Genomic DNA, 23,485 nt, shown 5'->3' with positions numbered 1-23,485 from the left:
TTAATTAAATAGACGTGAATACTAATGTATTACTTGTAGCGTTATTACATGCTGCGGCGGTAGCTGCTACATCAAGGGTACCATCTGCAGCTTTTACTACTTTAGAACCCACTTTAGCAGTGTAAAAATTGCCTGCCGCCGCTGTGGTTATTTTCACACATTCTGCTGCTGGCACGTTGTCATATGTGATAGTGAAAGAAGAACCTGCCGCAGATGACGGACCTGTAGCTGCCGCAGCCAGCGTCACGTTCCCTTTGAATGCGTTAATTGGTTTAGCTGCATTGCCTGTTCCACTTAACATATTATCAGGGAAGATTTTTGCCTGAACAGCTACGGTATTCGTTAGCCCAGTAAAGCTGGATGCTGATGTATAGAGTGCTTTGACACCTGCCTGTATGGTGGCAATATTATTACTTTCCGCTTGCGCTCTTTGTGAAGCCTGAACCTTGGGATACACAATAAAAGCCGCTACTACTAATGCGGCAATAATCCCCAGAACAAGTAATAATTCGAGTAATGAGAAACCTTTTTTGCTTTTTCTTTTACTATTTAATAAAACCATTATTATCTCCTTTATTTATTTTAATGATATCTCCTGTTATAACGCTTCTCTCATTTCTGGCAATAGATGGCGTAAGATATATTTAACTCTATCTGATAGACGGATGAATTGAAAAAGGCAAAGATCGCTCTTTGCCTTTTGGGAGATTTAAATACAACATTTATTATCACAGCGTTTGTCATTATCACCTTCCCATGAGATATATAATCATATCCGATGAAAAAGTAATAATGACGTTTACTACATAAAGATAAAAATTAACAGATTACTGGTCGAACAGAACGCATGATTGATTGAAAAGGAAAAAATATGTATTAATAAAGTATTATCCTGCGCTCTGTTCTTTTATATAGATAACAGATATTAATTAGATATCAACCCCTGTCATGAAATTTATTTAATATTTTTTATTTTTGTCTGCCATCCATTTGAGCAAGAAACCATCTCCCTGCTTTTATATATTTGACTCTTTCAATATCATTCAACTCAGATGCTGAAAGTAAAATCCCCATAACAAGTTCCTTATCCACCTGTTCGATACCACAATTCATAGCCTTGGCTACTTCTGCCCCAAGAATAATCTTAAGCCTTGTTTCAACTTTCTTTTGTTCTGATTTCTCCATTGACTTTAAACGGTTAAGTTCAAGTTGAGCAAATGCCACCTTTTGTTTTAATGTTTTTTCTGTTCTTGATCTTTTAGTTTCATTATCCATGATTATTACCTCTTATTGTTTATACGTATTTAATTATCACAAAGGTAAATAACGTCAAATTTACACCGTTTTGTCAGAAGGAATAGTTCTGGAGCATCCATAAATAAAATAGTGCAATACATGCGATAGTAATCACTAACACAAAACATCTGGCACTCTCCGCGTTACTTATTTTTGTACTTTTGTTATTTTATTTTCACCTATCAGCTTTAAACTCTATTTTTCAACCTCAACCTGTGAATTGTGCAACACATAACACTCTCCGTTTTATTAGCTTTTTTCTTCAATTTTAGCTATCCCGCCTTTCGGCGGGAACAATTAATACTTCTTTTGCCATTACGGGCCTTTTCTTTATTTTTTCCCTTCGGACGTGAAACCTACACCTTTAATCCAGTTCGTGTCGTTTAATTTAACGCATCATTTTACAACTATCAGTATATTTCGTATTAATTAACTAAGGGGGAGTTTTTACATTGGCTTATTTTTTAAAGACAATGCCCACCTATACACTGCTACGCAGTGTGTGGGGTCTACCGACGGTTGCCTGCCGCAGGCTAAAAGCAAAACCAACGTCAACCCCGAAGTTTTTCTTACGTAAAACTAACGGCAGCATTTATATTTGAGGTTAATTTATTAATGGCGATTTTTCATCTGGATTTTAAAATTGTGAAACGAAGCGAAGGCATGACTTCCGTTGCGAAGGCTGCCTACCATACCCGTACACGTATTACAGATGATCGCATCGGTGAAACATACGATTTCAGCCACAGAACAGATCTACATGGTCATATTATATTGGCACCTGTTTCCGCACCTGCTCATATTGTTGAAAGCTCCTCAGCATTGTGGAATGAAGTTGAAAGAGTGGAACGCCAGAACAACGGACAAACAGCGCGTTATTTTGATGTCGCTATCCCCGTAGAACTCAGCAATGATGACAAGAAAAAATTAGTTGCCGAATACTGCCAGAAAAACTTTGTCGATAAGGGGATGATTGCTGATATCGCATTTCATGATCTGGACAGTAAAAACCCACATGCTCACGTCATGTTAACCCTGAAAACCATTGGTCCAGAAGGCTTCGGCAAAAAAGACAGAAGCTGGAATGATAAGAAGATGGTTGTTCAGTGGCGTGAGTCGTGGGCCACGATGTCAAACAGCTACCTTGAGACCGCAGGCCGTGAAGAACGTATCGATCACCGTTCTCTCAGAACTCAATGTGCTGATGCCCTTGCCCAAGCAGAAGAAGCATTCAGCGCTGAAGAAAAAGCCTTCTGGCTTGCCAAAGCAACCGAAACAAACCGTCCAGCAATGCAACGAGTTCATCGTGCCAAGTGGAATAACACCGAGTCACAGGAACAGCGAGCTACAGAACAAGCTTTACGTGATCAGCAAATAGAGGAAGCGAAGAAGGTCTACAACACATTCAGTGAGCTACCACTGGAGATCGTGGTTGATGTCAGAAGCTTTACGATTACACATCTTGCTGAACCCGAAGAAATCGTTATCCCTGACTTCCCGGCTACAACTAAACAGCAACCTGTTATGACGACACACGCCACAAGCAGAAGACCAGCAACAAAATCTTACCGTAATCCCAATAAGGTCAGTAAAGTAAATGTATCAGGGAAGAAATCTCCCGTTCTGATTGTTCCTGAACCAACTGCATCCACTAAATTGAAAACCCCATCTATTCAAAACACCAGAGCGAAGAACCGCGCTCCGATGAGGAGTAGGAAACAGACCAAGCCCCGCCAGAATGGTTTGTTTAAACGTTTCACGCTACTGATAGTAGGATATATAAGAGAGAAATTTATATGGGCCAGAAGGAAACCCGATACCACTGATGCTGACCATGATAAGCGTATCGCAGAGAACTATGTCTATGATGAAGTGCTGGGTATCAATGTTCCACGCTCGGAGTTTGAAAAACGCGCTAAATTTAACAATGACCAGACATCACCAGAAGCAAGCATCTATGGCAATGAATCAGACCATGACAAAACCGTTCGTTTTCCAAGTCGTCCGAAAGATGTACAAACAGAGATTGATAAATACATAGATCTCATACCATCAAGCCCCTCAGAGTATTCAGGAAAGTCCCATGTTTCAAAGTTGAGACCACTGGCATATCGTAATAATAATTATAATGAATAGCAAAATAGAAAATACATTTTTATTTAAGCTCCATAACTGGCCTTTGATTTCAATATTTTTATGCTGTGTTCAAAACCATTATACTGCAAAAAGTTAACAATATCGCTTTCTTTAAATTTATTGTTTGGACCTAATATCAATTCTGAAACGGCATCTTTTGGGAAACCTAATTCGTAATATGATATAATTTGATTATTGGATATTCTATATTTCAGATCTTTAATTGATGATGATTCTGGGTATTCATATCTTCCTGTATCAAGAGTTTGATAAACTAATCGTACTTCTTTTTCCTCCTTAAATGCTGGGTTTTTAGTCGTGGTATTTAAGTGAATAATATTGGAAATTAATTCAAGGATGCATTTGTCGTAGCGGTTAAATTTTGATGTCGATATAATTTCATTCATATAGTATTTTTTTATGAATGAATATCTTGATAATATCCTTTCAGCTAAGCATTCAATTACGTTAATATCCATATAAGATATATCGCTAAGAGTTAGTCGGTGTTTAGGATCAAGGTTATTACCTATAATCCCATCATAGACATCGAGCTTTTCTCTGTCGAATCCGATGGATACACCAAAGCCATCTTTTGCATACGCACGCCATTGACTTAAAATATCCCCAGATTTAGATAGACAACAAGCAAATGGTGTTCCAATAGATATATTGTCATCCAAATGTGCTATAAACTGGTCAACGCAGTTAGCATCTAAGTTTTTATATAAATATTTTTTAAGTGTAGAGTAAAACCACTTTTTCTCCATGTAATCGTTCATATGATCCATAGAGCTTAGCCATAATCGCTGATTCTGAATAATACTGAAGAAAGATTCAGGGCTGCAATAATGATAGATTGTATTCATCTTATTCAAAGTCCTTTTATAAGAGACAATTTCTAAAATCATCATACCACACAATTTCATTACCAGCACATCTGTTTCTAATATCAGGGAGCAATTTGTCAGGTAAGATGCGAACCTGATTTATTAAGGTCTCAGCTCAAGGTCGATTAAGGGCACTCTATCCAATCCTCTTATATAGATATAAACCATACTCCTATAAATCAAGAATATGGTTTTTGTTTTATGCTTAATTACATTCTTCGCCTAAACACTACATTATCAGCAAAAATAACTTTGCCAGCAACAAACCCTACGATAGCAATTATCGGAAGGCTGATAGTAGCTCCTGCCATACCGATCAACGTCGATAAACCAAAAGTCAACAACAAAACAACAGCAGCATACCAGCCGGGATAAGTGCCACATAACACAGTCGCTAAGCAACCTGTGCAAACGTGAACCCCACGCTGGCTCTCTTTGAAACAGAACGGGCATTTGATGGTATTGTTTTCCATATTGGTTTCCTTAATTGGCTTTCCAGCCATTGCTGGTCTTAAAGAGATTCATTGCACCATCAGCAGGTTCATTCATTCCTTTAACACTGGCGAATGCCTTTTTGTCAATCCAGTTCGGAACGTCAACCAGCTTCCACGTATAAGACACACGAACTACTTTCTGATTACCGTTTCCCGGCTCAGTCCATTCCTTAATCTCGTCAACAGCACGACGACCAACACAGGCACCGTCTGTTGTGCTCCAGACTTTGGCTTTTTTGCCTTCCTCTGTTATCCCTAATACGTTCGAGTCATAGCCCTGTTCAAAAACCATCAGGCCCTGCTCAATAAAACCGTCGAGGATCACTGAATTCGTCCCTGTGCCAGTCGAATCAAGCCGTGGCTTGGCAAGACGGATCGGGAAGCTGGTGTTATTGTTATCCAGCGAGAAGCAGTATTTGTCCTGCCCAATCTTGGCATTGATCGCTTTCTCAAACTCACCTTTCTCACCACATCCCGCCAGCGCCAGAGCCGCGCCAGCAACGAGTAAAATCTTCTTCATCTGCTTATCCATCCTGATAATCAAAATTGCGTATATTTTTTGACCTAATCCGGTCAGGGCTAGAGTTGTTGCGGGATCCGGCTGATATCACATGGCAAAACCACCGCTTAACCAATTGATAGGATTCAATTCTTTTAGCGTCTCGTCATATCGTTTAAAACGATCAAAAACAATCTTATGATAGTTTTTAACTATCATAAATAGATATTCGATCGATAATAACAATTAATAACCGATCGATATCACACTTTCAATCGTTATAATCTATCGATAACTAATTATCGATCTTTTATATCGATCATAATTTCAAGTTCTGATAGCCTTGCAACGCCGAGACCGACGCCATGAGTTTGGTGCTGTAGGACGTATAAAACGAAGCAAAGCTCTGTGAGCGGGTTCAGTCTCTTTAACTCATTTACATGGAGGAAGTAAGAGTGGAAGCAACAGGTATCGTATTTTTAGTGGTGCTCTTCGTCATTATCATGACCGCAGCAGATATACAGAAGAAAAAGCACTACAACAGCTTTACGGAAGTTCTGGACGGCGACATTCTTTCGTATGAATGCCAGCAGACAGGTATTGTTATTGATACTCAAAAACATACTGTCCGTATTTTCAATAAAGATAAAGACAGCACATATACTTTTGATGAAATCCGGGAAATAAATTATACGCTTTCAGAGGGTGGTAAGTTTTACGGCAATGGAACATTACGAGGTATGAATAATGCGGCTATTGCTAACTGGAGAGAACAACTTTCAGCTAATAAACGGTCTGGTCTAAATATTTTACCGATGATATTAAAAATCCCATGTGGAAAGTTAATGTTCCCCTGAAAAATAAAAGCACCTCAAATCACGAACTTTGCGAGCGGTGGATGCTGGTATTTAAAAAGTATGTTTTCTAACCTGTTACCTTTCATCTATTTATAGAACAAAAATGAAAAAATTATTATTTGCTATTTTTATCATACTTCCGCTTGGTGGCTGTACCGTTCATGGTAATAAATCTCTAACTGATGAAAATCATCAGACGGTTAAATTAAAAATCGTCAAGGGTAAAACTACCCAACGAGAAATTCTTGCTGCCTTTGGAGAACCTCAGACACGCGCTACGAATGATGGACAGGAGATGTGGAACTACTCAAGTATGACGGGAGAAAGCCAATTATCTAACTACATACCCGGCCTTGCCCTATTGACCAATAGCAGCACGGCACACATTAAATCACTGGATATCTGGTTTAAAGGTGATGTTGTGGAACGTTATAATTTTAGTCAGACAGCCAGTAAAGTTACACGAGGTATGATTGATTAGTGGTTTCATTTTATTTTTATGAAAACTAACTTCATGAGTAAGATCATTTCCCAAGGAAGTGATCTTACTCTATATGATTAGATTATATTCTTTCTAACACTCAATACTTTTTCAACATAATCAGTTTCGAATTTACTAACAGATGCAGTCCCATAAAAGAATTCATTATTATAAACCATTCGATGCTTAGCTACAGCATCAAGAATAAACCTAAAACTAAATTGCCTCTCGATATCCATCATCCCACTATAAAACATATCAAGTGAAGGCATCCAATCGTATAGGTAACGACATTCATCAAGCACCAACATATCCATATACATATTGGTGTCTTTTGCTTTGTATTTCCATCTCAGTGTTTTTTCCATATTTACATGATAAGGTACGGATAACTGTCTGAATAAAACCTCTTTAATTTGATGAAACAAAAAAAGATCACAAAATGGATAAACTTTTTGATACCAATTTATTTTATTGAGATTTCGCAGAGAATCACTATAGAAATTATTCTCTGTACGCCCTTCATTTAATAGAAAGTGCATATTAGAAATGTTTTTTATTAAATCATGAGCATTACCATTAGCACTCATTTGCGATAAAAAAGACTGAGCATAATCGTTAAAATCATCATCGCAATAAATATCTTGATAGTAATTCTTATCTTTATTATTGTATTTTTTATCTATTGATGCAATTGTCCAAAGGATTGGAAATAGCCCTGAATCAACTATAATATCCCCACCATTCCCATTACTATCAAAATGAAATAAATCATTTACGCTTTTAGTTAGATCGTTGTAATTAGAAATTTTAAACATATTTTTATATAAAGAATGCGATGAGGTGAAATTATCATATGGAGAGATCACCGAAATCAGATCAACTAATAATCTCGTTATATACTGCCCATAGAAATCTTCAATTTCACATTCAACTTTTTTATGCCACTCATCAAGGCTATAACCTTCAGAAATTGCACCATCAGTACAGTTCCATTCAGGATTATTACTCTCCAGTGTTGATTTTGGATAGAGATAACTCGCAACTAAATTTACGATATTTTTATGTTCATTCGCGTTTTGTTCTTTTGACGGTAGACTTACATTTGTTATCATAACACCAAGAGGTGAAAGCGCATGATATTTTAATATTGATGTTATTGCCTTTAATGTTTTCTGACCAGCTTTCTTACTCGGCAATGGCCCACAGAAATCAAGATATATAAGATCAAATTTCTGCGGTGACACCTCAAAAAAATCCCCAACATTAGCTTTAATTAATTTTATAAACGGAAATTTTGAAGAAAGTGCTGAAATTACAGCCTCATTATATATTTTAGCATCACTTTCAAATGCCCAAATATTTTCTGGCAAAAGCCCCATATCAGTCATTTCAGTTAAATCATTTTCAGGGTTAGGCCCAGATAAATATGCGACTTTAATACTACGTGCAGTCCTATCCTGAATCACTGAATCATAGAATTCCTCCCACCGAATTATTGTTTCCTCCGATAACTCATCAACAATAAACGCACGTGGATCACTCTCGTCTTTCCTATAAAACGCTTTAACTTTTCGAATATAGTCTTTAGGAGCTAAAGTCGAGTCTTTTCTACACAAAGTAAGCGCCTCAATCGCAGCTTTTAAAACACTTTTACGAGCTATATTTTTATTTTCTTCTTTATACATTATTAAATTCCACTCTATGATTTAGCATTCACATTTTAGTAAAAATATCAACTAAGGTATAATCTGAATAGACTCAGACATTTTAATGTTGCCAATGCGTATGGGCAGCCCACCTTCTTGCTGGCATAACTTCTTAATGGATTGCCACTCCGCTTTTTCAGACTCCATGTGAGCAGCGAGCGAATCAAATGCACCTTCGGCTACAACGATGGTAGGTTCTTCATCTGTTTCATTGCCAGTCGACTCCGCATTTGGATTTTCAGCGCGTTCTTCTTCCAGTTCAGCCAGACTCGCTTTCAGCTCATCAAGACTGCTGGCGGCGTCTTTTGGTGCATAGAAGAACAGCCCGCTAATGAAGATGGCTTCCATAACCTCACTGAAAGAAAACGAGGTATCGCCATAAATGAAGCAACTGTGCTTCGAACTCTTCACACCCGATATGTTTTTCTTCAACAAACCGTCTTTCGGTGAAGTCATCAATGTCTGTTTGCTATAGAGGATTACAGGCAGATTCTTTATCTCGTGAACATCACCACTGATGCTCCATCGTTCTTTATCACCTTTAATGAAGCCAGAAGCCTCACAGCCACTTTCAATCTCAAATTCATCTGTCAGAACGCGTTCCCGGTTTAAATAGTCAGAAAAATCCTCTCCATCCTGCATCTCCTGACGTTTATAAGCGCGGTAAACCATGCTACGGCGATCAATCCCAATCCATTCAATATCCCATGTCGTTGGCCCGGACGGTTTTCTTACCTCATCTATATAAGCACCAACATCTCTGTCCAGATAAGCCGCTAACAAAGCCTTCCACGGTTCTATTGCCAGAAAGATACTTGCCAGCGTTGTTCCTTCTTCAATCAGAACGGTATGGTGGAAGAAACGGAGAAGAAAGAACGGATCGGTATCGGCTATGACGTTCTGGATGGATAGCAATGGAACGGCAGCGGTTTCATCGTAATCGGACTGAAACCGTAGTATTGAATCGGAACAAAAAATTAACTGACCTTCCATCGCTCATCCTCCTCCTGTAGTTATCAGATTAAATATTTTACCAGATCATAGGTTGTTATAGCATTTTACTTTTTGCTGCTTCATATTCATTAATATGGTCCTTAAAAGTGCTTATCGCTTTTGGCAATGACCTGTTAAGTAAACCATTAACTTCCTGTGATGCTTTTCCGTTTCTGATTACCACGATATATCCAAGAGTTAGATCTTGTCTTATCATTGGATTTAATGGTTCTATGCCTATGCTAATCCCCGTGTTTTTATATTTAGCAACCGGATACCCAACTGAACTGTGGATAACAATATTGCCGCTATCTGCAAGCCTTGATAATATTCTGTCGCTGTATATTGTTTTTCTTAAATCCTCTAAAACAGGGATATAGTGTCTACCCATGTTTCCTGTTAAAGTTGTAGGTATATAGATCTTTGTTTTTATTTTCCGCATGACATTTTTCCTGTTATCGTTTTTATTTAATACCATGCAACCAGTCGTAATATCAAAAATATTTATGATATTTTGATAAATATTTTATAACATCTGTGATTTTATAGTTTCTTCACTCATCTGTGTGAGTTCTGAAACCAAGCGAATATAAATATTTTTCAACCTGTCTTTATCACAACGACTTACAGAATCTGATAAAAGATAATGACTATAATTATTGACACAAATGTTGTTGCCGTTTTCAAGGGTTAATTTCAATCCGTGTTCTGTATCTTCTACTTTGCTTACAATACAGATCATAAATGGTGTTTTGTCATGTGGATGGAAGAGTGTGATCATTTTGATATTGTTCATTGTATTTTCCTTTTATTATTTTATTACTGTTTAATACTCTATCGTAAGCGTAAAAATCAAATATATTTTTATTTAATTTATGATTTTACTACTGATTATTAAACTTCTTTTTGAAAAGATCTTTATCTCTGTGCTTACGCACGGCTACGCCCTAAAACTGACATTTTGTATTTTACTACTATGAAGTAATAAGCGAATGTATTCGATCATAGTCAGTTCTATTTTCCTTTTAAATTTTAATTCGGATCCTATGTTTAAACATAGCATTCCCCCTCTGACATATAGCATTTGCTCTTAAATGTATAGGAAAACTATATCTTTAGTAGCAGCACTTCGTGATTGTTGCCAACAATCACTTTGCTGGACAGGGCTTGCCCCTGTTAAAGATGTTTTTTCAATTAATAATTTTTTCCATATAAAATTAGTGCCTGTAATCAGTTATAAGAGCTTTAAGTGTGAAGATGGTTATATGTGTTATATTTCTGTTCCCAAGGTCTTACCAAGCTTCCTGTGCGGTTTATTAACAGTTTATAGAACACTCTTACTTATGCTTATTGATATTTATTTTTACCTGATACATTCAATTATTATTTTTTGAAAATACATCCATTGTGCTGGCGCACGGCTACGCCCCTGATACTGGTATAAAACTATTTTCCTTGTTCACTTATAAGTTATTAATATTTTATCAATGGAAAATAAAGCGATCAGTATAAAGATCATTCCCTCCACCGAGTTAGAACTCAGATCTTATGCTTGAATATACCATCTTCCCTCTGACATATAGCATTTGCTCTTAAACACATAGGAAAACTATATCCTTGGTAGCAGCACTTCGTGATTGTTGGCAACAATCACTTTGCTGGACAGGGCTTGCCCCTGTTAATGATGGATTTATCCAAAAAAAGATCGCGGCGTAGACGCTAATAAAACAAAAGAAATCTTAATTAAGCTCTCACAATAAAAGCAGCGGTTCGTGATTGTTCGAAACAATCACTTCGCTGATAGCAGTTATTAAGGAATACAATACCCTCTGTAAAACCACTAAAACATAACGCAAAAGTAAAACTGGACTCTCTTAACTTCTTACTAATTATTTAATTATAAGCATAGTCCCGGACCAGTAAAATCGCGGCTTCACAACTTTTTTCCTATGTTCGAACATAGCAAACTCCTATGTTCAAACATAGATCCGTCCTATGTTCGAACATAGCAAGATCTATGTTCGAACATAGTTTTTTTAACATATAACATTGTCATAAAAATATACTTTCTATTTTATTTATAGTTCTACTATTGACTTTCACTTTTTTGCATAGTATTAAAACAGATATAACAAAAATAATAAGAGGGAATAATATGAATACACCAGATGCTGATCTATTACACTTATTTGAATCATTAACTACCGAGCAAAAGATTGATATCGCAAGACGCTTACTACAAAACAAAGAAATAAAATCAACAACAGTCATTTCTTCTGAGGAAGATAAAGCTATTTCGTTTTCACAACCTTATGTATTTGCTTTTACTTCCAACTTTCGTGTTTTCTCTGATCTTGATATATCCAAGAATGAATTCCGTGTATTAACCTATATCTTGGAGTATATGGAGTTTGGAAATCTGATCAATCTTTCACAATCATCGCTGTGCAAAGCATTGAATATCGCTTCCGGTAATATGTCTAACATTTTTAAAAAACTCAGACAGAAAGGAATACTCGTCGAGCATCATGGTCATCTCTATATCAACTCTAACATTTTCGCTAAAGGAATGAGTCATCAACTGGATCAGAAACGTAAAGAACAGTTGAGCAACGCTCGCAATCTTTGCGCAGAAATAGAACAGTATCCAGAAAGTTATTCAGCTATGTCAAAAAGTGAAAGAAGAACCCTATTCTTAGAAACTGAAACAAAAGAAATCTATACTGACGCATTTGTTTTCAGTAAGAAGAAAAAGAATAACGCTGTTCCTAATCCCAATAACAGCATACATGTTGATAAACCACGAAAAGTATATAAAAGAACAAAGGAAAATGAGGAAGCAAGAAGAAACGCTGTTGACGCAGACTCTCATATGCAGAAAGTATCCTGATAAAATAACAACAACAACAAGGAAATAACAATGAAAAAACTACCCGGTTCTCTTGAGATTAAGCTCCACGAAAAACTATCCAAGAGTGATATACTAAATATATTAGCTGAGCAGATGACCATGCTTGAGGAAACATTTGGCATTCAGGAGTTTAAGATTTTCTCTTATCTTGAATGCTATATTGGAGATAAGAAAAAAGCATTATATTACAGAAGTCGCAACAGTGCCGTAGCCACATTCAAATTAAAGGGTCTTGAATCCCCTGTGAACACGGCTAAACTCATATCAAAAGAAAACGGACAACGTATTGTTTCCTTTGATAAAGATCTGGATATAAACAGAATATCTGCTACAGTCCGAAACATACAAAACAATAATCCTTATCGTGGGTGGTCTGAAGGTATCAGTGTTGTTCCTGCCTCAATCATTAGTAAAATAATTGAAGTGGATATAATACGCGCGCAGGAAGAACAAGGCAGACTTTACCGTATTGAAGAACAGCGCAAGAAAGAAGAACAAATACGCAAAGCTAAAGAAAGAGAGGAGTATGAACGACCTTTAAAGGCTTTTATTTCTTCAAAAATAAAAGAAAGTGATTTATCTGAGAAGGATTTCAAAAAGCAGGTTTGTTCAAGCTGCGACTATCTGAAAGATCGCTCCACAAAATCAAGATATTTTACTGAACGACCAGACCTGTTAGACAAATATCATAATGAAAGATTAATTCGTTTCTCGATAAAAGGCACTGATGGGAAAGTAGGAAAAATAGAAATTTATACAGATACAGGCGAGCTTATTTTTGAACGGTATAAAACCAAGTAATGTTTTTATGCCTATGCCAATTTGACACCTGAACCATATCTCGTAATATAAATATATCCACTATTTTATTTCCGAGGTATTGTTTATGAGAAAAGTAAAAACAGACAACAGTGATTTAATCGAATACGTAAATACAGTCAAAGAACTAAAAAATCATATTTCGATAGATGAATACAGGAATGAATATCGTAGGCTACGCTCTGATGACATTCCATTGGTTAAGTCTCAAAAATTTAAGTCTGCACATACTGAGCTTCGCAGACTTGAAAAGAAGAGAGAATCTCTTATTGAATACTTTATTGACGAGTTAAATCCTATTAGCAGTTCAAAAGCTAACACATCAGCGAGATCAACTGGTAATCTCGATTTATTTAACGAACGCGTGTTATACCGTAAAGCACTTTCAGAAAAAAGCGATGAAGAAATAATTGCCTTAGTCATAAAACAGCGTACAGAAGCCGCTGTTGAGTTCAAGCGTTCCATAGAACAAAGCCTGAATCAACTCTCTCACATCTCGTCAGAGTTCGCCCCATCAAGCCAGAAGCGCAGGAAAATGTCTCTTTAAAGAAATGCCCTATGTTATCCGTGTTAAATAGGATGTTTTAAGATTGCTTAATCAATAATATTTACTATATTATTTACTGGTTGGTATTTTTTGACTGTTCAACAGCATTATATACATTAACCTTATTAATCACCTATTTTAAAACACCGGACAACATACTATGAGTGAAGCTCTCAAGGCACTGAACAATATTCGTACACTTCGCGCACATGCTCGTGAAACAGATCTGGCAACTCTGGAAGAGATGCTGGAAAAACTCTCCGCTGTCGTTGAAGATCGTCGTGAGGAAGAAAGTGCCGTCCGTAAGGAACAAGAAGAACGTCAGGCTAAGCTGGAAGCTTTCCGTCAGAAACTGTTAGAAGATGGTATTGACCCGGCAGAACTCCTTGCTGCTGTTGGCTCATCCCAACCTAAAACCAAATCGACCCGCGCTCCACGCCCTGCCAAATACAAATATACAGATGAAAACGGCAACGAGCAGACTTGGACAGGTCAGGGTCGCACTCCTAAAGCGATCGCTGCTGCTATCGAAGCAGGTAAAAAACTGGAAGACTTCGCACTCTGATCACAATAAAACCGTCAATCTAATTTGGCGGTTTTACTTTCGTTCGCTGTAAGCTCTACGTAATCAAAACGTTGATTACGGCGGCCGATTTACTGAAAAGTGGTGTATTGCCATTTTATTAGTCTCAGGACACTGCCAGTACTGAAGATAGAGACTGCCAAAGGAAGAGAAGGCTCTCTTGGATTATTACAAACAGATCTTGATGAATTGCTGGTTAACTATAATAATGAATAAATTCATCAGGGGAAAATGGGCTGTGGCCGGACACCAATGAAAATATTACCTGATGGAAAACGCATTCGGGCTAAAAAGAATTTAAGCTAAATAGAATCTGACAGATATCTGTATAAATAACTGATAACTGTCAGATCTGATTTGAGCCAATGCGAATTATCTAATCTATGAATAAATAAATTCATTTCCGTTTCAATTCAGTGGGAAGAAATTTATCAATTTCCTCATCAGAGAAAGTCATATCCTCAAGTTCCTTCAGTGCCTTTTGAGCCATTGAATATGCCTTGTAATTCGTGGATGGTGCTCCGATATAAATTGCAGAAAGTTCAATCATCAAGGCGTCTCTTTCTTTAAGAATTTCCTCGATACTTTTAGTTTGCATTTTCAAGTCTGTGAGAAGAGATAAATATCTTTCCCTGATTAACCACATATCCCCAGCAGCTTGTCTGTGTTTTTGAGCTATAGAGCCTAAATCATAATCCTTTAAATATGAGTTTAAAAATAGGAGGATAGCGGAAAGTACTGACCCAATTATAGCACCTGTTTTAGCATCTCCCACCACTGTAGTTATAAAACTACCGGTAGTTATTGCTAAAAGAACTAACTGTAAATTTTTCATGCAGCCTAGTTTTTTTTGAAGGATATCTGCACATTTCTCGTGAGTTTTATGTGTGTAAACGACCCTTCCATAGCATTCTCTTAATTGCCCTTCTAATATATTATTATCCATCCGACTCACCATTATCATATGTTAGGTTAATGTTAGTTTAACACTAACCTAACATAAAGTGGGACTAATTATGTATAGGTACGTCGATTCTATCTCTTGCTACAACTTGATTACCATAAATAACATAACATTCAACAAAATGAGGTCCTGAGAAATCTGCGGTCTCGAAACGCTCAGAACCGCCTTCATCGTCTAAAATTTCACCTCTAACATTTCCTCGGCGCTCAGCTTCATCACCTACATTTTTTATTTTCCATTTAATCTTATATGGGTGAGATATATTATTTATCTCATCAACATAGAATCTTAACTTGCGATTCGTGCTAATATCATGCCCTTCGCCAAGAAGATTTGAAAGAAGAGCTTCCAGTAAATTATTCTTTCTAATCTCACATTCTATCGAAACATGACCATATAAATTCATCTCATATTGATCTTCAATAAACTGTTCAGATACATTGACATTACTGAGTGCTTTTGTCGTATAATTTGGAAAAGGCCTGCCAAAAACTTTTTTCCAAGCTAAGTTTCTTGAGTTTTCACTTGTAGCAGATAAAGCTTCTTCACAATATTCTTTTGTTAATTTTGCTACTTTATTAAATGATTTTTTTACGCTCACTTTTGAGCGACTACCGGGAGCATAATAAAATACTCGGTCACCTTCATTCTCTAAGAAAGTGAAAAAATCAAGCGAAAGTTGATCATAACTTTTGAAACTCTTATCATCATATTCAGTTAGATTAGAGAAAAAATTATAACACAGTGTATCAATTAAGAATCCACTTATCTCAACTTCATGACGAGCTTTCCATGCTCGAATCATTTTAGATAGACGTCTCAGATGTCCCTTCCTATCATCATTCAGTGCCCTAAAAGACGACATTTCGGCCCTAGGGTTACATACCTTCCACGATCCACCATCATGTGTATCCGGGTATGTAAAAGTGCCATCTTCATTACTGAATACAGGAACTACCTCAACCTCTTGATTCTTAAATTTAACAACAACAACTTGCCCATCACCGCGAATATCTGTATTTTTGAAAGTTTTCTTGATTTCTGTTTTCACAACCTGTAATAAATACGATTGTCGATCTCGGAATCTTGGCCATGCAGTTGCAGGTAGAAAGTAAAGCATATCAAGATCAGAGATCCCTCGAATCCCTGTGAAGCGCCCATAGGAACCAACCTGTAGTGAATTGGCTGTCTTAGAATCTAAGTTATAAAAGTATTGGTTCAAAGCCTTAGTTATACGACCATACCTTTTACTAATCTGGCCTGCATTATCTATTTTTATATTGTCGAGGAGTGTCTTAAAGTCAGTTGCGGTGCTCATGTAATTTCCTTGTTAAGGTCATCAATTACATATGCTTCCATAAAAGAGATTATCAATGTGTAATACGCTAATTTTCTATTAAAAAATGATCTCAATCAAATTTATAGTTATAAATAGAGTGCCCTGACCAGTTGTCAGACATTAGTCCAACCTTCGAACAGCAGCAAAACAAGTCTCGCCGCAGAACAGCACCTTAATTGTCCGGTTATCAGCCCCATGAAGGGGCCGGTATACGTCAGAACACATCAACATATTGACTCTGCCAGAACGGTGTAGTGCATTTTGGCTAATGCCTGCTTAACCCCTTTAAAATCCACCTCTGACAGTTTTTCAGCAGCGTTTTTTTTCCATGCTTTTTTCAGAAGATGCTTCTCAGCATTCCTCATTGCCAGATCGATTAGCCTACAGACAAACTCATGATCCATTACATGCGTCATAATCATATTACTGGTTGTTTTATCCTTTGAGTTAAAAAGCTCCGCATAGATATGCAAGGACACAACATAAAAGATTTCAGTAGTTTTATTTTTAAATGTATTCATTGGCTTTTCCTTTTGGTTAATATTAAAAATGAAATGCTGTAGTATTAGCGGTATACACACTTATAGATAATCCAAAGCTGACGAAGATGTTGCTTTACCTTACAGTGACTTACTTCTCCATAAATCCGATTCCTTTTGCCTTCTTCGGTGTCATCATAAAAATAATATCTCGTTTTTTTAATGATACTTTCCATAATGTCATTCATATTGTATTTATTGTTGAGAAAATAATAAAAATCATCTGGTGCATTCCTCCGCAATCCGTCCATATAGTTCCTGAAATAACATTCGGCTTGTTCAATAAACTGTTTTGTTGTAATAAGTTCTATCTTCATGTTTTTCTCCATTATTGTTTAGGGTAATAAGATGCCCTGTACGAACAGATATCTGTTCGACACGAGATCCTATTTCTGTTTTTATGCTGCGTTCTGGCGTGAGTTTCGAATAGTCGCTTCAATCCATTCATCAATCTCACTTTCAATGAATGCCACTGCTCTTATCCCTGTTTTCACCTGAGATGGAAAACGCCCGGCCTTAATCAGTTCGTAAATCCACGTTTTACCAAATCCGGTGCGTTTTATTACTTCTGGCAAACGGATAAACGTTGTCTTTGCTTTTATTTCTCTTTTAACCATATTTATCTCCTGTGTTATTCGATGGAGATAATTGTATGGAGATCGCTTGTAAAAAACTAGGTTGGTTCACCAGTCCTGAACCGGAGGGATGTTCAGGACCAGTGAGTTTAGGGGATGTTTATATAATATGAATACAGGGGAAGTTCAGGGTTAGTGGATGTCCCTTGTTTTCTTTTTTGTTTCTGGTTTGTCATTCATTGCGATGACATCAAGAATAGGTGAGTTTTTCACCAGATTGTTTTTTATGAAAAAATCATTCAGTGACTTGAAATAATTGTCATTGTTTAAAAAACCGTGGGCAAGCGGATAATCAGTGTCTTTGATTTGCTCGCTACCTCTGGCATAACGCATATCAGGGTGCAGGATACCAGCCAATACAGGGTATTTGATTTTCTGATTGTTGAGCTGTTCCCAAGCTATGAGGTCCATCAGAGGGATAATCTTGTAATCGAGTATCTTCTGGAATGTTTTATGACCAAAACGAAAATCTTTTTCCGGTGGTTTAGGCACTTTCAGGTGCTTCTGCCATTGATTGATAAGCACTTTCAGGTGTTCAGCCAGATCGTCGCTACTGGCTTCTTCCAAATCAATTTCAATCAGCATCTTGTTAGCAGGGTTCAGCCCTCCCTGTTTCAGGTATTCAGATATGTAATCCGAACTCACTGAAACATTTTCTTCTGGAGGTGTATTCTCCAGTCGATACATTGCCCGTCCATAGTTAAACAGTGAATCCCTTGTCATTGGCCTGACGGCATAGCTATGAGCCAGCATGTGGCTATCAGAGATCCATTTATCCTCCAGCAAGACCCTGCCAGAGTGGATCATCGCATCATGGTGAATAACGGCATTACGATGCTTATCATCCAGTGTTTCCCATTGTTGTCTGGCTTTGTAGGCAAACATGCGCCTTTCCAGTTCCGCATAAATTTGTTCCAGAGTGAGGTTTTTCAGCGCATCATAGCGGCTAACATCAAACCATTTGCTTAATGCTTCCACTATCTCCGCGACAGGCAATCTTTTTGTCATTCTTTTCCCTAAAAATGTTGATGTTCATTACATTGACGTTAACGCATCCAGCAGCATAGAGAAAGGGAATAAAGATGGCTGGCTATCTCAGCATTGGTCATAACGTATTCTTCTGCCCTTACTTATCTTTCCGGGAGGAAACATATCGGGCAATAGCGGTAATCTGTTGAATAAACGAGATAAAATTTATAGCAGCACAGGAAGATCGTTCAGTAAGGTTCAGTGAAGTGTATTGTCATAACTAATTGATAGTAATTGACTTTATGGTAATACAGCATTAAAAATGCTGGTAAATATGATGGTAAAAACAGACGCCATTTTTTGAAAGCCACTAACAGCAGGAGCTACAGATGAAGTTCGAGTCCAGTCAGAGGAGCCAGATTTTAGTTTCGGGACATCCTGGCGAGTCCGGAGACGTTTAAAAAACAAGAAATTATCTTTACCCGGTTGATCTGATAAGGTTTGCCGGGTTTTTTGACATCCATAGTTTTTGGGGCTTAATCGGGGCCTCACGGTTCGTTGAGTAAATAGAGCCCCCTCCTATGGCATTAACCGATACCGCTGGCGGCACGCAGACCGATCCGGGTACAGGAAAACCGTCAGAAAATCCACCCGCCGATCCACCGTCAGATGGTCCCGCTTCTGAAAAACCACACGACCCACCCGCCGATCCCAATAAGCCCACTCCACCGAAAGAAGAAACGCCGCCCGGCGCGCCGGAGAAATACGCGTTCACCGCCCCTGAAGGTCAGGAACTCGATACCAGCGCGCTGGCGCAGTTCGAACCAGTGGCGCGTGAACTGAACCTGACGCAGGAGCAGGCGCAGAAGCTGGTGGACGTCTATCCGAAAGTGCTGGCGGGAGTGCAACAACAGCAAGCGGAGTCATGGCAGAAGCAAACAGAAGACTGGGCTGCGGCAGTTAAAGCCGATAAAGACATTGGCGGTGACAAGCTGGCGTCTAATCTTGGCGCAGCTCAGCGGGCTATCGACACGTTCGGTACCAAAGAACTGAAAGAGTATCTCGATGGTACCTGCGCCAGATCTCTGGTCAATGCTGCACCGTGACGGAAGCGATTCCACCCGGCACCTGTTACCACATCAGCGCCTTTTACTTTACGGGCTGCGGCCTGCAAAGACGTCCGGCTTTGCTGCCGCGTGACCGTCAATCTGCGCCAGAATCCGCGATCTTTCGCGCCCGGCACTCAACCGGTGCGTCACTTTCGTCGCGCAAAGCGACAAAGTGACGCACAACCACTACACCGCGCCATGCCCCTGTTTTCGGGGTTCCGGCGTTCATTCCCGAATCTGACACGCCTTTTTGGGGCCGCTGTCAGCAAGAAAGAAGAGAAAAAGATCGATACCGAGGGGGGGGCTGATGCCCCGGAGAATTTCTGCTCACGCAGGCAGCCTGTACCGCGTACAGTCTGAAACTCCCTATACCTCAACAAACTGCCACTCCGGCGTAAAGGTATCGTTCTGGCGCAGCCAAAGAGCATACGCCGGAGACTGTTTGTGTTCTCAAAATCATAGGAGAAGTGTATGGGCAAGTTAGGTGGTGAAATGAAGGCACTGGCAAAGCACTGTGGCGGTAGCCATAAAACGGTGAACGATTGCATTCATATCGTGCAGCGTTTCGATCATCACTTACGGGCTTTGAACGTCCATATGCAGCGGGTTGCGCAGATTAAGGTGCGCCACATTGAAAGCTATATTCATGAAAGGTTGGCGCAGGGGATCGGCAAACGCACGCTGCAAAATGAAATGGCCTCGCTGCGCGCTGTTCTGCAACAGGCCGGGCGTAAACAGGTGGCAGAGCATGAGTGGCTGACTAATAAATCGCTGGGTCTGGCTGGTGCATCGCGCAGCGGGACGCGACAGGCGATCACGCCGGAACATTATCATCATGTGCTGGAGACGGCCCGCATGAAAGATCCGGGACTGGCGGCGGCGCTGGAACTGGCGAGGCTGATGGGCTTACGTTCACAGGAAGCGGTGCAGAGTGTGCAATGGATCTGGGGCATGGGGACGGGCGTGGGCGGTATGTGGCGCAGGTGTATGGGCAAATTTGACAGCTGGCTAAGAGCGAGCAGCGGATGGAGCAGGTTACCACCGTTCACAGTTAGTGAAAGACTGGGCGGAGGTGGTAAATATCAGGCTGCATTACCTTCCCCCTTACAGTCCAAACCTGAATCCGATAGAACGAATGTGGAAATTAATGAACGAACATGCCCGGAATAATCGCTACTTCAGCAGTACGCGAGAGTTCAGGGACGCAATATCTGTCTTTTTTAACCAGAGGCTGCCGGATATAGCGGACTCACTGACATCCCGAATTAAAGATCACTTTCAGGTGCTCACTCCCGCATCTTGAGGTTTATTGGGTATATAATCGTTAATAATCATCAGCGCGTTATTATCAAATTAAAAACAACGCGCTCGTAATACTTAAATTATTCTTACTGGTAACTGAAGAAAACTCTCTCCTGCCAGAATATGCTCCTCGCATCCTTTACATTAACTCTTTGTTTCTATAGCATGAAATAAGTTTCAGGGAGTTATTATTCATACAAGGAGAACATCTTGAAGAAAATATTCATAACAATTATAGTTTCATTATATTGCGCGAATATATGTGCAAAACAATCCCCCAGTACAGAATCCAAACCCGTTAATTTCATCGCCCAAATTGAAAATATCGATTTTAATAAAACCGCCATTAGCAGTGACCTGAAACTTTTACTCGCCGACCGTTATTATTTTAAAGATAAAACACCCTGTAATACTAATACCCTTTCTGCGCGCGCAGAATCAATGGGACTGACGACAGAAGAATATATTAATAAAATACGCAGTTTAAGACCGGCTATTCTCGATGACCGTTATTTTTACCTGACGGTCGATCAGTGCGATGCTGGCGGCACGCCCATGCTGACTGGAATCGAGCTATGTACCGAAGCGCTGTGCGGTGCCGAATACATGAAAAGATCGTCTGACTTGTGGCTGGATGATGAACTGCAACCGACGGTTAAACGTCAGGCAACAACAGTAGTCCATATGCCCCTCCCCTATGACAAAGAGAAAAAATTATGGAAAGTCACCGGCTGGTATCTGGAATCCTCAGAAGAAACAGGGGAGGTGATGCAGAGTAAACAGATAGCCTTTGAAGGCTATACCAACGAAGAAAACTTCGCTAACCGACAACGTGTTTCTGTATTTAAATCTTTCTATGAAAGCGGCAATCTCAAAAATATTTATCATTATAATGCGCAAAATAAGCGTGACGGAAAAGCTGAAACTTACTTTGATGAAAAAGACAAAATAGCGGAAACGCTGACGTTTAAAGATGGTCAACCCGAAGGGGAATACATCGTATACCATGAAAACGGAGCCGTTGAAAGTAAACGTTACTTTGCCCAAGGTAAAATTAAAGATGGCGAATGCCCACATTTTTATGATAACGGCGTTTTAAAACAAAAACACAGCTATTTAAATCAGAAACTGGAAGGCCCGGCATTTGAATATTTCCCTGATGGGAAAATAAAGGGGAAATATTCATACAGAAAAGGCACCATTGTCGGCACCAGTACGGAATATTATTCTACCGGTAAAATTCGTGGTGTTTACCACAGAAATAACCAAGGTGAAAACGACGGAACGTTCGAACAATACAGTGAAGAGGGCAAACTCCTTTCTAAAGCGACTTATAAAAATGGCAAACAGCTTTCTGCTCAGAGCTGGTATGGAAATGGGCATCCCAAAGAAGAATCCTCTTTTGATAGTGAAGGCCGTAAACATGGTGCGGTCAAAGAATGGTTCAGCAACGGAAAGCCTGCCTCATCCAAAATGTATAAACATGATGTGTTAGACGGGGATTCCGAAAAGTGGTACGAAAATGGTCACCGCGAATCAGTCTATCCCTATAAAAACGGTATGCTAAATGGGGATGCTAAGCACTGGAATGAACAGGGCAAACTCACCTATACCACCGAATATAAAGACGATAAAAAGCAGGGAGCCGATCGCCGCTGGAGCGAACGTACCGGTAAACTTGTTGAAGAGGTTATGTTTGCTAATGATGAAAGAAACGGCCTGAAAAGAGAGTTTAACGATCGTACGGGTAAGGTCTTAAGTGCGCTGCCCTATGTCGATGGCGACAAGGAAGGTACAGAAGAAGCCTATGATGAAGACGGCATAAAATACATCCGTTGTTACCACAACGATGAAGAGCTTTCAGAGCTATATGCGCCGACTGACGTCACCAATAAGGCAAAGCAGGGTGACAGCACTGCGCAATATCATTTAGGTAAGTATGAGTTTGAATGCACAAACTACGATGCGGCGATGAAATGGTTAACTCAGTCCGCAGAGCAAAATCATCCCGGCGCGCTTCTCTTTTTGGCCTATGCGTACAACGACGGTGATGGCGTAACGCAAGACAGCAAAAAATATCTCTCCTATTTATTCAAAGCGGCAGAGCTTGGCGAAAGTGATGCGCAGTTAGAAGTGGGATATTTAAATCTTATCGGCGAAGGAATGCCGAAAAACCTGCCGGAAGCCTATAAGTGGATTAAAAAATCCGCTGACCAGGGAAATGCTCAGGCGCACTATAACCTTGGACTCATGTACAGGAATGGTGATGGCGTTGAGAAAGACCTCAACAAAGCCAAACTTCATCTTACAGCGGCGGTAAAAGGCGGCGTCAAACCTGCACTGGCAGCCTTAAAGGAATTAACGCCTCAAACTAAGTAAATATGACTTTGCTGTAAAGAGGCTATTCAAACGG

General features: G+C 39.2%; 23 protein-coding genes and 4 pseudogenes. 12 read left to right on the top strand and 15 right to left on the bottom strand.

The annotated features are described in order from the left end of the window. Positions 1 to 4: 4 nt before the first annotated feature. A complete protein-coding gene (locus J1G48_RS08745) occupies positions 5 to 562 on the bottom strand; it encodes a type 4 pilus major pilin (RefSeq protein ID WP_000243508.1) in 558 nt (185 codons plus the stop codon). A gap of 407 nt (positions 563 to 969) precedes the next feature. Then, positions 970 to 1,275: a conjugal transfer protein TraD gene (locus J1G48_RS08740; protein ID WP_000368357.1), complete on the bottom strand. Its 306-nt coding sequence runs from the start codon at positions 1,273 to 1,275 to the stop codon at positions 970 to 972. 636 nt (positions 1,276 to 1,911) lie between these two features. On the opposite strand from J1G48_RS08740, the gene mobQ reads away from it, so the two are divergent. Beyond that, on the top strand, positions 1,912 to 3,432 hold the full coding sequence (gene mobQ / locus J1G48_RS08735; protein ID WP_000964102.1) for a MobQ family relaxase: 1,521 nt from the start codon (positions 1,912 to 1,914) through the stop codon (positions 3,430 to 3,432). Positions 3,433 to 3,455: 23 nt separating this feature from the next. On the opposite strand, the gene J1G48_RS08730 is transcribed toward mobQ, so the two are convergent. From J1G48_RS08730 to J1G48_RS08720, 3 genes are all read right to left on the bottom strand, one after another. After that, positions 3,456 to 4,346 carry a DUF2971 domain-containing protein gene (locus tag J1G48_RS08730; RefSeq protein ID WP_000972946.1) on the bottom strand — a complete coding sequence of 297 codons (891 nt, stop codon included), beginning with the start codon at positions 4,344 to 4,346 and terminating at the stop codon, positions 3,456 to 3,458. A gap of 185 nt (positions 4,347 to 4,531) precedes the next feature. Next, positions 4,532 to 4,795, bottom strand: a complete 264-nt coding sequence (locus J1G48_RS08725; protein ID WP_000430094.1) for a hypothetical protein — start codon at positions 4,793 to 4,795, stop codon at positions 4,532 to 4,534. 10 nt (positions 4,796 to 4,805) lie between these two features. Next, positions 4,806 to 5,336, bottom strand: coding sequence for a lipoprotein (locus J1G48_RS08720; RefSeq protein ID WP_000722542.1), 531 nt, complete (start codon positions 5,334 to 5,336; stop codon positions 4,806 to 4,808). 434 nt (positions 5,337 to 5,770) lie between these two features. On the opposite strand from J1G48_RS08720, the pseudogene J1G48_RS08715 reads away from it, so the two are divergent. Both J1G48_RS08715 and J1G48_RS08710 read left to right on the top strand, forming a co-directional pair. Then, a pseudogene (locus J1G48_RS08715) lies at positions 5,771 to 6,243 on the top strand (DUF4755 domain-containing protein). A gap of 32 nt (positions 6,244 to 6,275) precedes the next feature. Next, positions 6,276 to 6,653, top strand: a complete 378-nt coding sequence (locus J1G48_RS08710; protein WP_000734572.1) for a hypothetical protein — start codon at positions 6,276 to 6,278, stop codon at positions 6,651 to 6,653. Positions 6,654 to 6,730: 77 nt separating this feature from the next. On the opposite strand, the gene J1G48_RS08705 is transcribed toward J1G48_RS08710, so the two are convergent. The 4 genes from J1G48_RS08705 to J1G48_RS08690 all read right to left on the bottom strand — a co-directional run bounded on the left by J1G48_RS08705 (position 6,731) and on the right by J1G48_RS08690 (position 10,151). Further along, on the bottom strand, positions 6,731 to 8,341 hold the full coding sequence (locus J1G48_RS08705; protein ID WP_000276246.1) for a class I SAM-dependent methyltransferase: 1,611 nt from the start codon (positions 8,339 to 8,341) through the stop codon (positions 6,731 to 6,733). Positions 8,342 to 8,392: 51 nt separating this feature from the next. Further along, the gene (locus tag J1G48_RS08700; protein ID WP_000399004.1) at positions 8,393 to 9,355 is read right to left on the bottom strand and encodes a hypothetical protein; all 963 of its coding nucleotides are present in this window, start codon (positions 9,353 to 9,355) and stop codon (positions 8,393 to 8,395) included. Between the two features lie 55 nt (positions 9,356 to 9,410). Continuing rightward, positions 9,411 to 9,797, bottom strand: a complete 387-nt coding sequence (locus tag J1G48_RS08695; protein ID WP_001226498.1) for a hypothetical protein — start codon at positions 9,795 to 9,797, stop codon at positions 9,411 to 9,413. Positions 9,798 to 9,881: 84 nt separating this feature from the next. Then, positions 9,882 to 10,151: a hypothetical protein gene (locus tag J1G48_RS08690; protein ID WP_001059614.1), complete on the bottom strand. Its 270-nt coding sequence runs from the start codon at positions 10,149 to 10,151 to the stop codon at positions 9,882 to 9,884. A 1,359-nt stretch (positions 10,152 to 11,510) separates the two neighbouring features. Between J1G48_RS08690 and J1G48_RS08685 the strand changes: the two genes are divergently transcribed. The 5 genes and pseudogenes from J1G48_RS08685 to J1G48_RS23270 all read left to right on the top strand — a co-directional run. Then, entirely contained in the window at positions 11,511 to 12,245 is a 735-nt protein-coding gene (locus J1G48_RS08685; RefSeq protein ID WP_001095779.1) for a replication/maintenance protein RepL, read from the top strand. 30 nt (positions 12,246 to 12,275) lie between these two features. Beyond that, the gene (locus J1G48_RS08680; RefSeq protein ID WP_000735917.1) at positions 12,276 to 13,067 is read left to right on the top strand and encodes a hypothetical protein; all 792 of its coding nucleotides are present in this window, start codon (positions 12,276 to 12,278) and stop codon (positions 13,065 to 13,067) included. 85 nt (positions 13,068 to 13,152) lie between these two features. Beyond that, entirely contained in the window at positions 13,153 to 13,632 is a 480-nt protein-coding gene (locus J1G48_RS08675; RefSeq protein ID WP_001233370.1) for a DUF4756 family protein, read from the top strand. A 160-nt stretch (positions 13,633 to 13,792) separates the two neighbouring features. After that, on the top strand, positions 13,793 to 14,197 hold the full coding sequence (locus J1G48_RS08670; protein ID WP_001287371.1) for an H-NS family nucleoid-associated regulatory protein: 405 nt from the start codon (positions 13,793 to 13,795) through the stop codon (positions 14,195 to 14,197). Positions 14,198 to 14,244: 47 nt separating this feature from the next. After that, positions 14,245 to 14,521: pseudogene (locus tag J1G48_RS23270) on the top strand (IS481 family transposase); the annotation flags it as partial. Positions 14,522 to 14,612: 91 nt separating this feature from the next. Here J1G48_RS23270 and J1G48_RS08665 read toward each other — a convergent pair. The 6 genes from J1G48_RS08665 to J1G48_RS08640 form a co-directional block, all read right to left on the bottom strand. After that, entirely contained in the window at positions 14,613 to 15,161 is a 549-nt protein-coding gene (locus tag J1G48_RS08665; protein WP_000369761.1) for an SLATT domain-containing protein, read from the bottom strand. A 64-nt stretch (positions 15,162 to 15,225) separates the two neighbouring features. Then, positions 15,226 to 16,497: a nucleotidyltransferase gene (locus J1G48_RS08660; protein WP_000102010.1), complete on the bottom strand. Its 1,272-nt coding sequence runs from the start codon at positions 16,495 to 16,497 to the stop codon at positions 15,226 to 15,228. Positions 16,498 to 16,742: 245 nt separating this feature from the next. Then, the gene (locus J1G48_RS08655; protein WP_001091329.1) at positions 16,743 to 17,039 is read right to left on the bottom strand and encodes a hypothetical protein; all 297 of its coding nucleotides are present in this window, start codon (positions 17,037 to 17,039) and stop codon (positions 16,743 to 16,745) included. A gap of 44 nt (positions 17,040 to 17,083) precedes the next feature. Next, positions 17,084 to 17,374 carry a hypothetical protein gene (locus J1G48_RS08650; protein WP_000687681.1) on the bottom strand — a complete coding sequence of 97 codons (291 nt, stop codon included), beginning with the start codon at positions 17,372 to 17,374 and terminating at the stop codon, positions 17,084 to 17,086. Between the two features lie 81 nt (positions 17,375 to 17,455). Beyond that, positions 17,456 to 17,674 carry an AlpA family transcriptional regulator gene (locus tag J1G48_RS08645; protein ID WP_000240779.1) on the bottom strand — a complete coding sequence of 73 codons (219 nt, stop codon included), beginning with the start codon at positions 17,672 to 17,674 and terminating at the stop codon, positions 17,456 to 17,458. A gap of 150 nt (positions 17,675 to 17,824) precedes the next feature. Next, positions 17,825 to 18,700 carry a DUF6387 family protein gene (locus J1G48_RS08640; protein WP_000166861.1) on the bottom strand — a complete coding sequence of 292 codons (876 nt, stop codon included), beginning with the start codon at positions 18,698 to 18,700 and terminating at the stop codon, positions 17,825 to 17,827. Between the two features lie 542 nt (positions 18,701 to 19,242). Between J1G48_RS08640 and J1G48_RS08635 the strand changes: the two genes are divergently transcribed. From J1G48_RS08635 to J1G48_RS08620, 4 genes and pseudogenes are all read left to right on the top strand, one after another. Further along, positions 19,243 to 19,767: a peptidase gene (locus J1G48_RS08635; protein WP_001219023.1), complete on the top strand. Its 525-nt coding sequence runs from the start codon at positions 19,243 to 19,245 to the stop codon at positions 19,765 to 19,767. Between the two features lie 474 nt (positions 19,768 to 20,241). Then, positions 20,242 to 20,709, top strand: a pseudogene (locus tag J1G48_RS08630) (phage integrase N-terminal domain-containing protein); the annotation flags it as partial. A gap of 85 nt (positions 20,710 to 20,794) precedes the next feature. Then, positions 20,795 to 21,073, top strand: a pseudogene (locus tag J1G48_RS08625) (transposase); the annotation flags it as partial. A gap of 683 nt (positions 21,074 to 21,756) precedes the next feature. Next, complete coding sequence (locus J1G48_RS08620; RefSeq protein ID WP_077904895.1) at positions 21,757 to 23,451, top strand: SEL1-like repeat protein; 1,695 nt, start codon at positions 21,757 to 21,759, stop codon at positions 23,449 to 23,451. Positions 23,452 to 23,485 lie beyond the last annotated feature (34 nt).

Source organism: Salmonella sp. SAL-020 (assembly GCF_017372215.1).
Classification (GTDB): domain Bacteria; phylum Pseudomonadota; class Gammaproteobacteria; order Enterobacterales; family Enterobacteriaceae; genus Salmonella; species Salmonella enterica.
This window is presented reverse-complemented; position numbering and strand designations above follow the sequence as displayed.

Bases quoted from the DNA above. Each gene is read 5' to 3' on its own strand.
- J1G48_RS08720 (WP_000722542.1), bottom strand. From the start codon at position 5,336: ATGAAGAAGATTTTACTCGTTGCTGGCGCGGCTCTGGCGCTGGCGGGA.
- J1G48_RS08705 (WP_000276246.1), bottom strand. From the start codon at position 8,341: ATGTATAAAGAAGAAAATAAAAATATAGCTCGTAAAAGTGTTTTAAAA.
- J1G48_RS08685 (WP_001095779.1), top strand. From the start codon at position 11,511: ATGAATACACCAGATGCTGATCTATTACACTTATTTGAATCATTAACT.
- J1G48_RS08745 (WP_000243508.1), bottom strand. From the start codon at position 562: ATGGTTTTATTAAATAGTAAAAGAAAAAGCAAAAAAGGTTTCTCATTA.
- J1G48_RS08675 (WP_001233370.1), top strand. From the start codon at position 13,153: ATGAGAAAAGTAAAAACAGACAACAGTGATTTAATCGAATACGTAAAT.
- J1G48_RS08680 (WP_000735917.1), top strand. From the start codon at position 12,276: ATGAAAAAACTACCCGGTTCTCTTGAGATTAAGCTCCACGAAAAACTA.
- mobQ (WP_000964102.1), top strand. From the start codon at position 1,912: ATGGCGATTTTTCATCTGGATTTTAAAATTGTGAAACGAAGCGAAGGC.
- J1G48_RS08700 (WP_000399004.1), bottom strand. From the start codon at position 9,355: ATGGAAGGTCAGTTAATTTTTTGTTCCGATTCAATACTACGGTTTCAG.
- J1G48_RS08635 (WP_001219023.1), top strand. From the start codon at position 19,243: ATGGCATTAACCGATACCGCTGGCGGCACGCAGACCGATCCGGGTACA.
- J1G48_RS08670 (WP_001287371.1), top strand. From the start codon at position 13,793: ATGAGTGAAGCTCTCAAGGCACTGAACAATATTCGTACACTTCGCGCA.
- J1G48_RS08730 (WP_000972946.1), bottom strand. From the start codon at position 4,346: ATGATGATTTTAGAAATTGTCTCTTATAAAAGGACTTTGAATAAGATG.
- J1G48_RS08665 (WP_000369761.1), bottom strand. From the start codon at position 15,161: ATGGATAATAATATATTAGAAGGGCAATTAAGAGAATGCTATGGAAGG.
- J1G48_RS08650 (WP_000687681.1), bottom strand. From the start codon at position 17,374: ATGAAGATAGAACTTATTACAACAAAACAGTTTATTGAACAAGCCGAA.
- J1G48_RS08725 (WP_000430094.1), bottom strand. From the start codon at position 4,795: ATGGAAAACAATACCATCAAATGCCCGTTCTGTTTCAAAGAGAGCCAG.
- J1G48_RS08690 (WP_001059614.1), bottom strand. From the start codon at position 10,151: ATGAACAATATCAAAATGATCACACTCTTCCATCCACATGACAAAACA.
- J1G48_RS08660 (WP_000102010.1), bottom strand. From the start codon at position 16,497: ATGAGCACCGCAACTGACTTTAAGACACTCCTCGACAATATAAAAATA.
- J1G48_RS08645 (WP_000240779.1), bottom strand. From the start codon at position 17,674: ATGGTTAAAAGAGAAATAAAAGCAAAGACAACGTTTATCCGTTTGCCA.
- J1G48_RS08695 (WP_001226498.1), bottom strand. From the start codon at position 9,797: ATGCGGAAAATAAAAACAAAGATCTATATACCTACAACTTTAACAGGA.
- J1G48_RS08620 (WP_077904895.1), top strand. From the start codon at position 21,757: ATGCCCCTCCCCTATGACAAAGAGAAAAAATTATGGAAAGTCACCGGC.
- J1G48_RS08740 (WP_000368357.1), bottom strand. From the start codon at position 1,275: ATGGATAATGAAACTAAAAGATCAAGAACAGAAAAAACATTAAAACAA.
- J1G48_RS08655 (WP_001091329.1), bottom strand. From the start codon at position 17,039: ATGAATACATTTAAAAATAAAACTACTGAAATCTTTTATGTTGTGTCC.
- J1G48_RS08640 (WP_000166861.1), bottom strand. From the start codon at position 18,700: ATGACAAAAAGATTGCCTGTCGCGGAGATAGTGGAAGCATTAAGCAAA.
- J1G48_RS08710 (WP_000734572.1), top strand. From the start codon at position 6,276: ATGAAAAAATTATTATTTGCTATTTTTATCATACTTCCGCTTGGTGGC.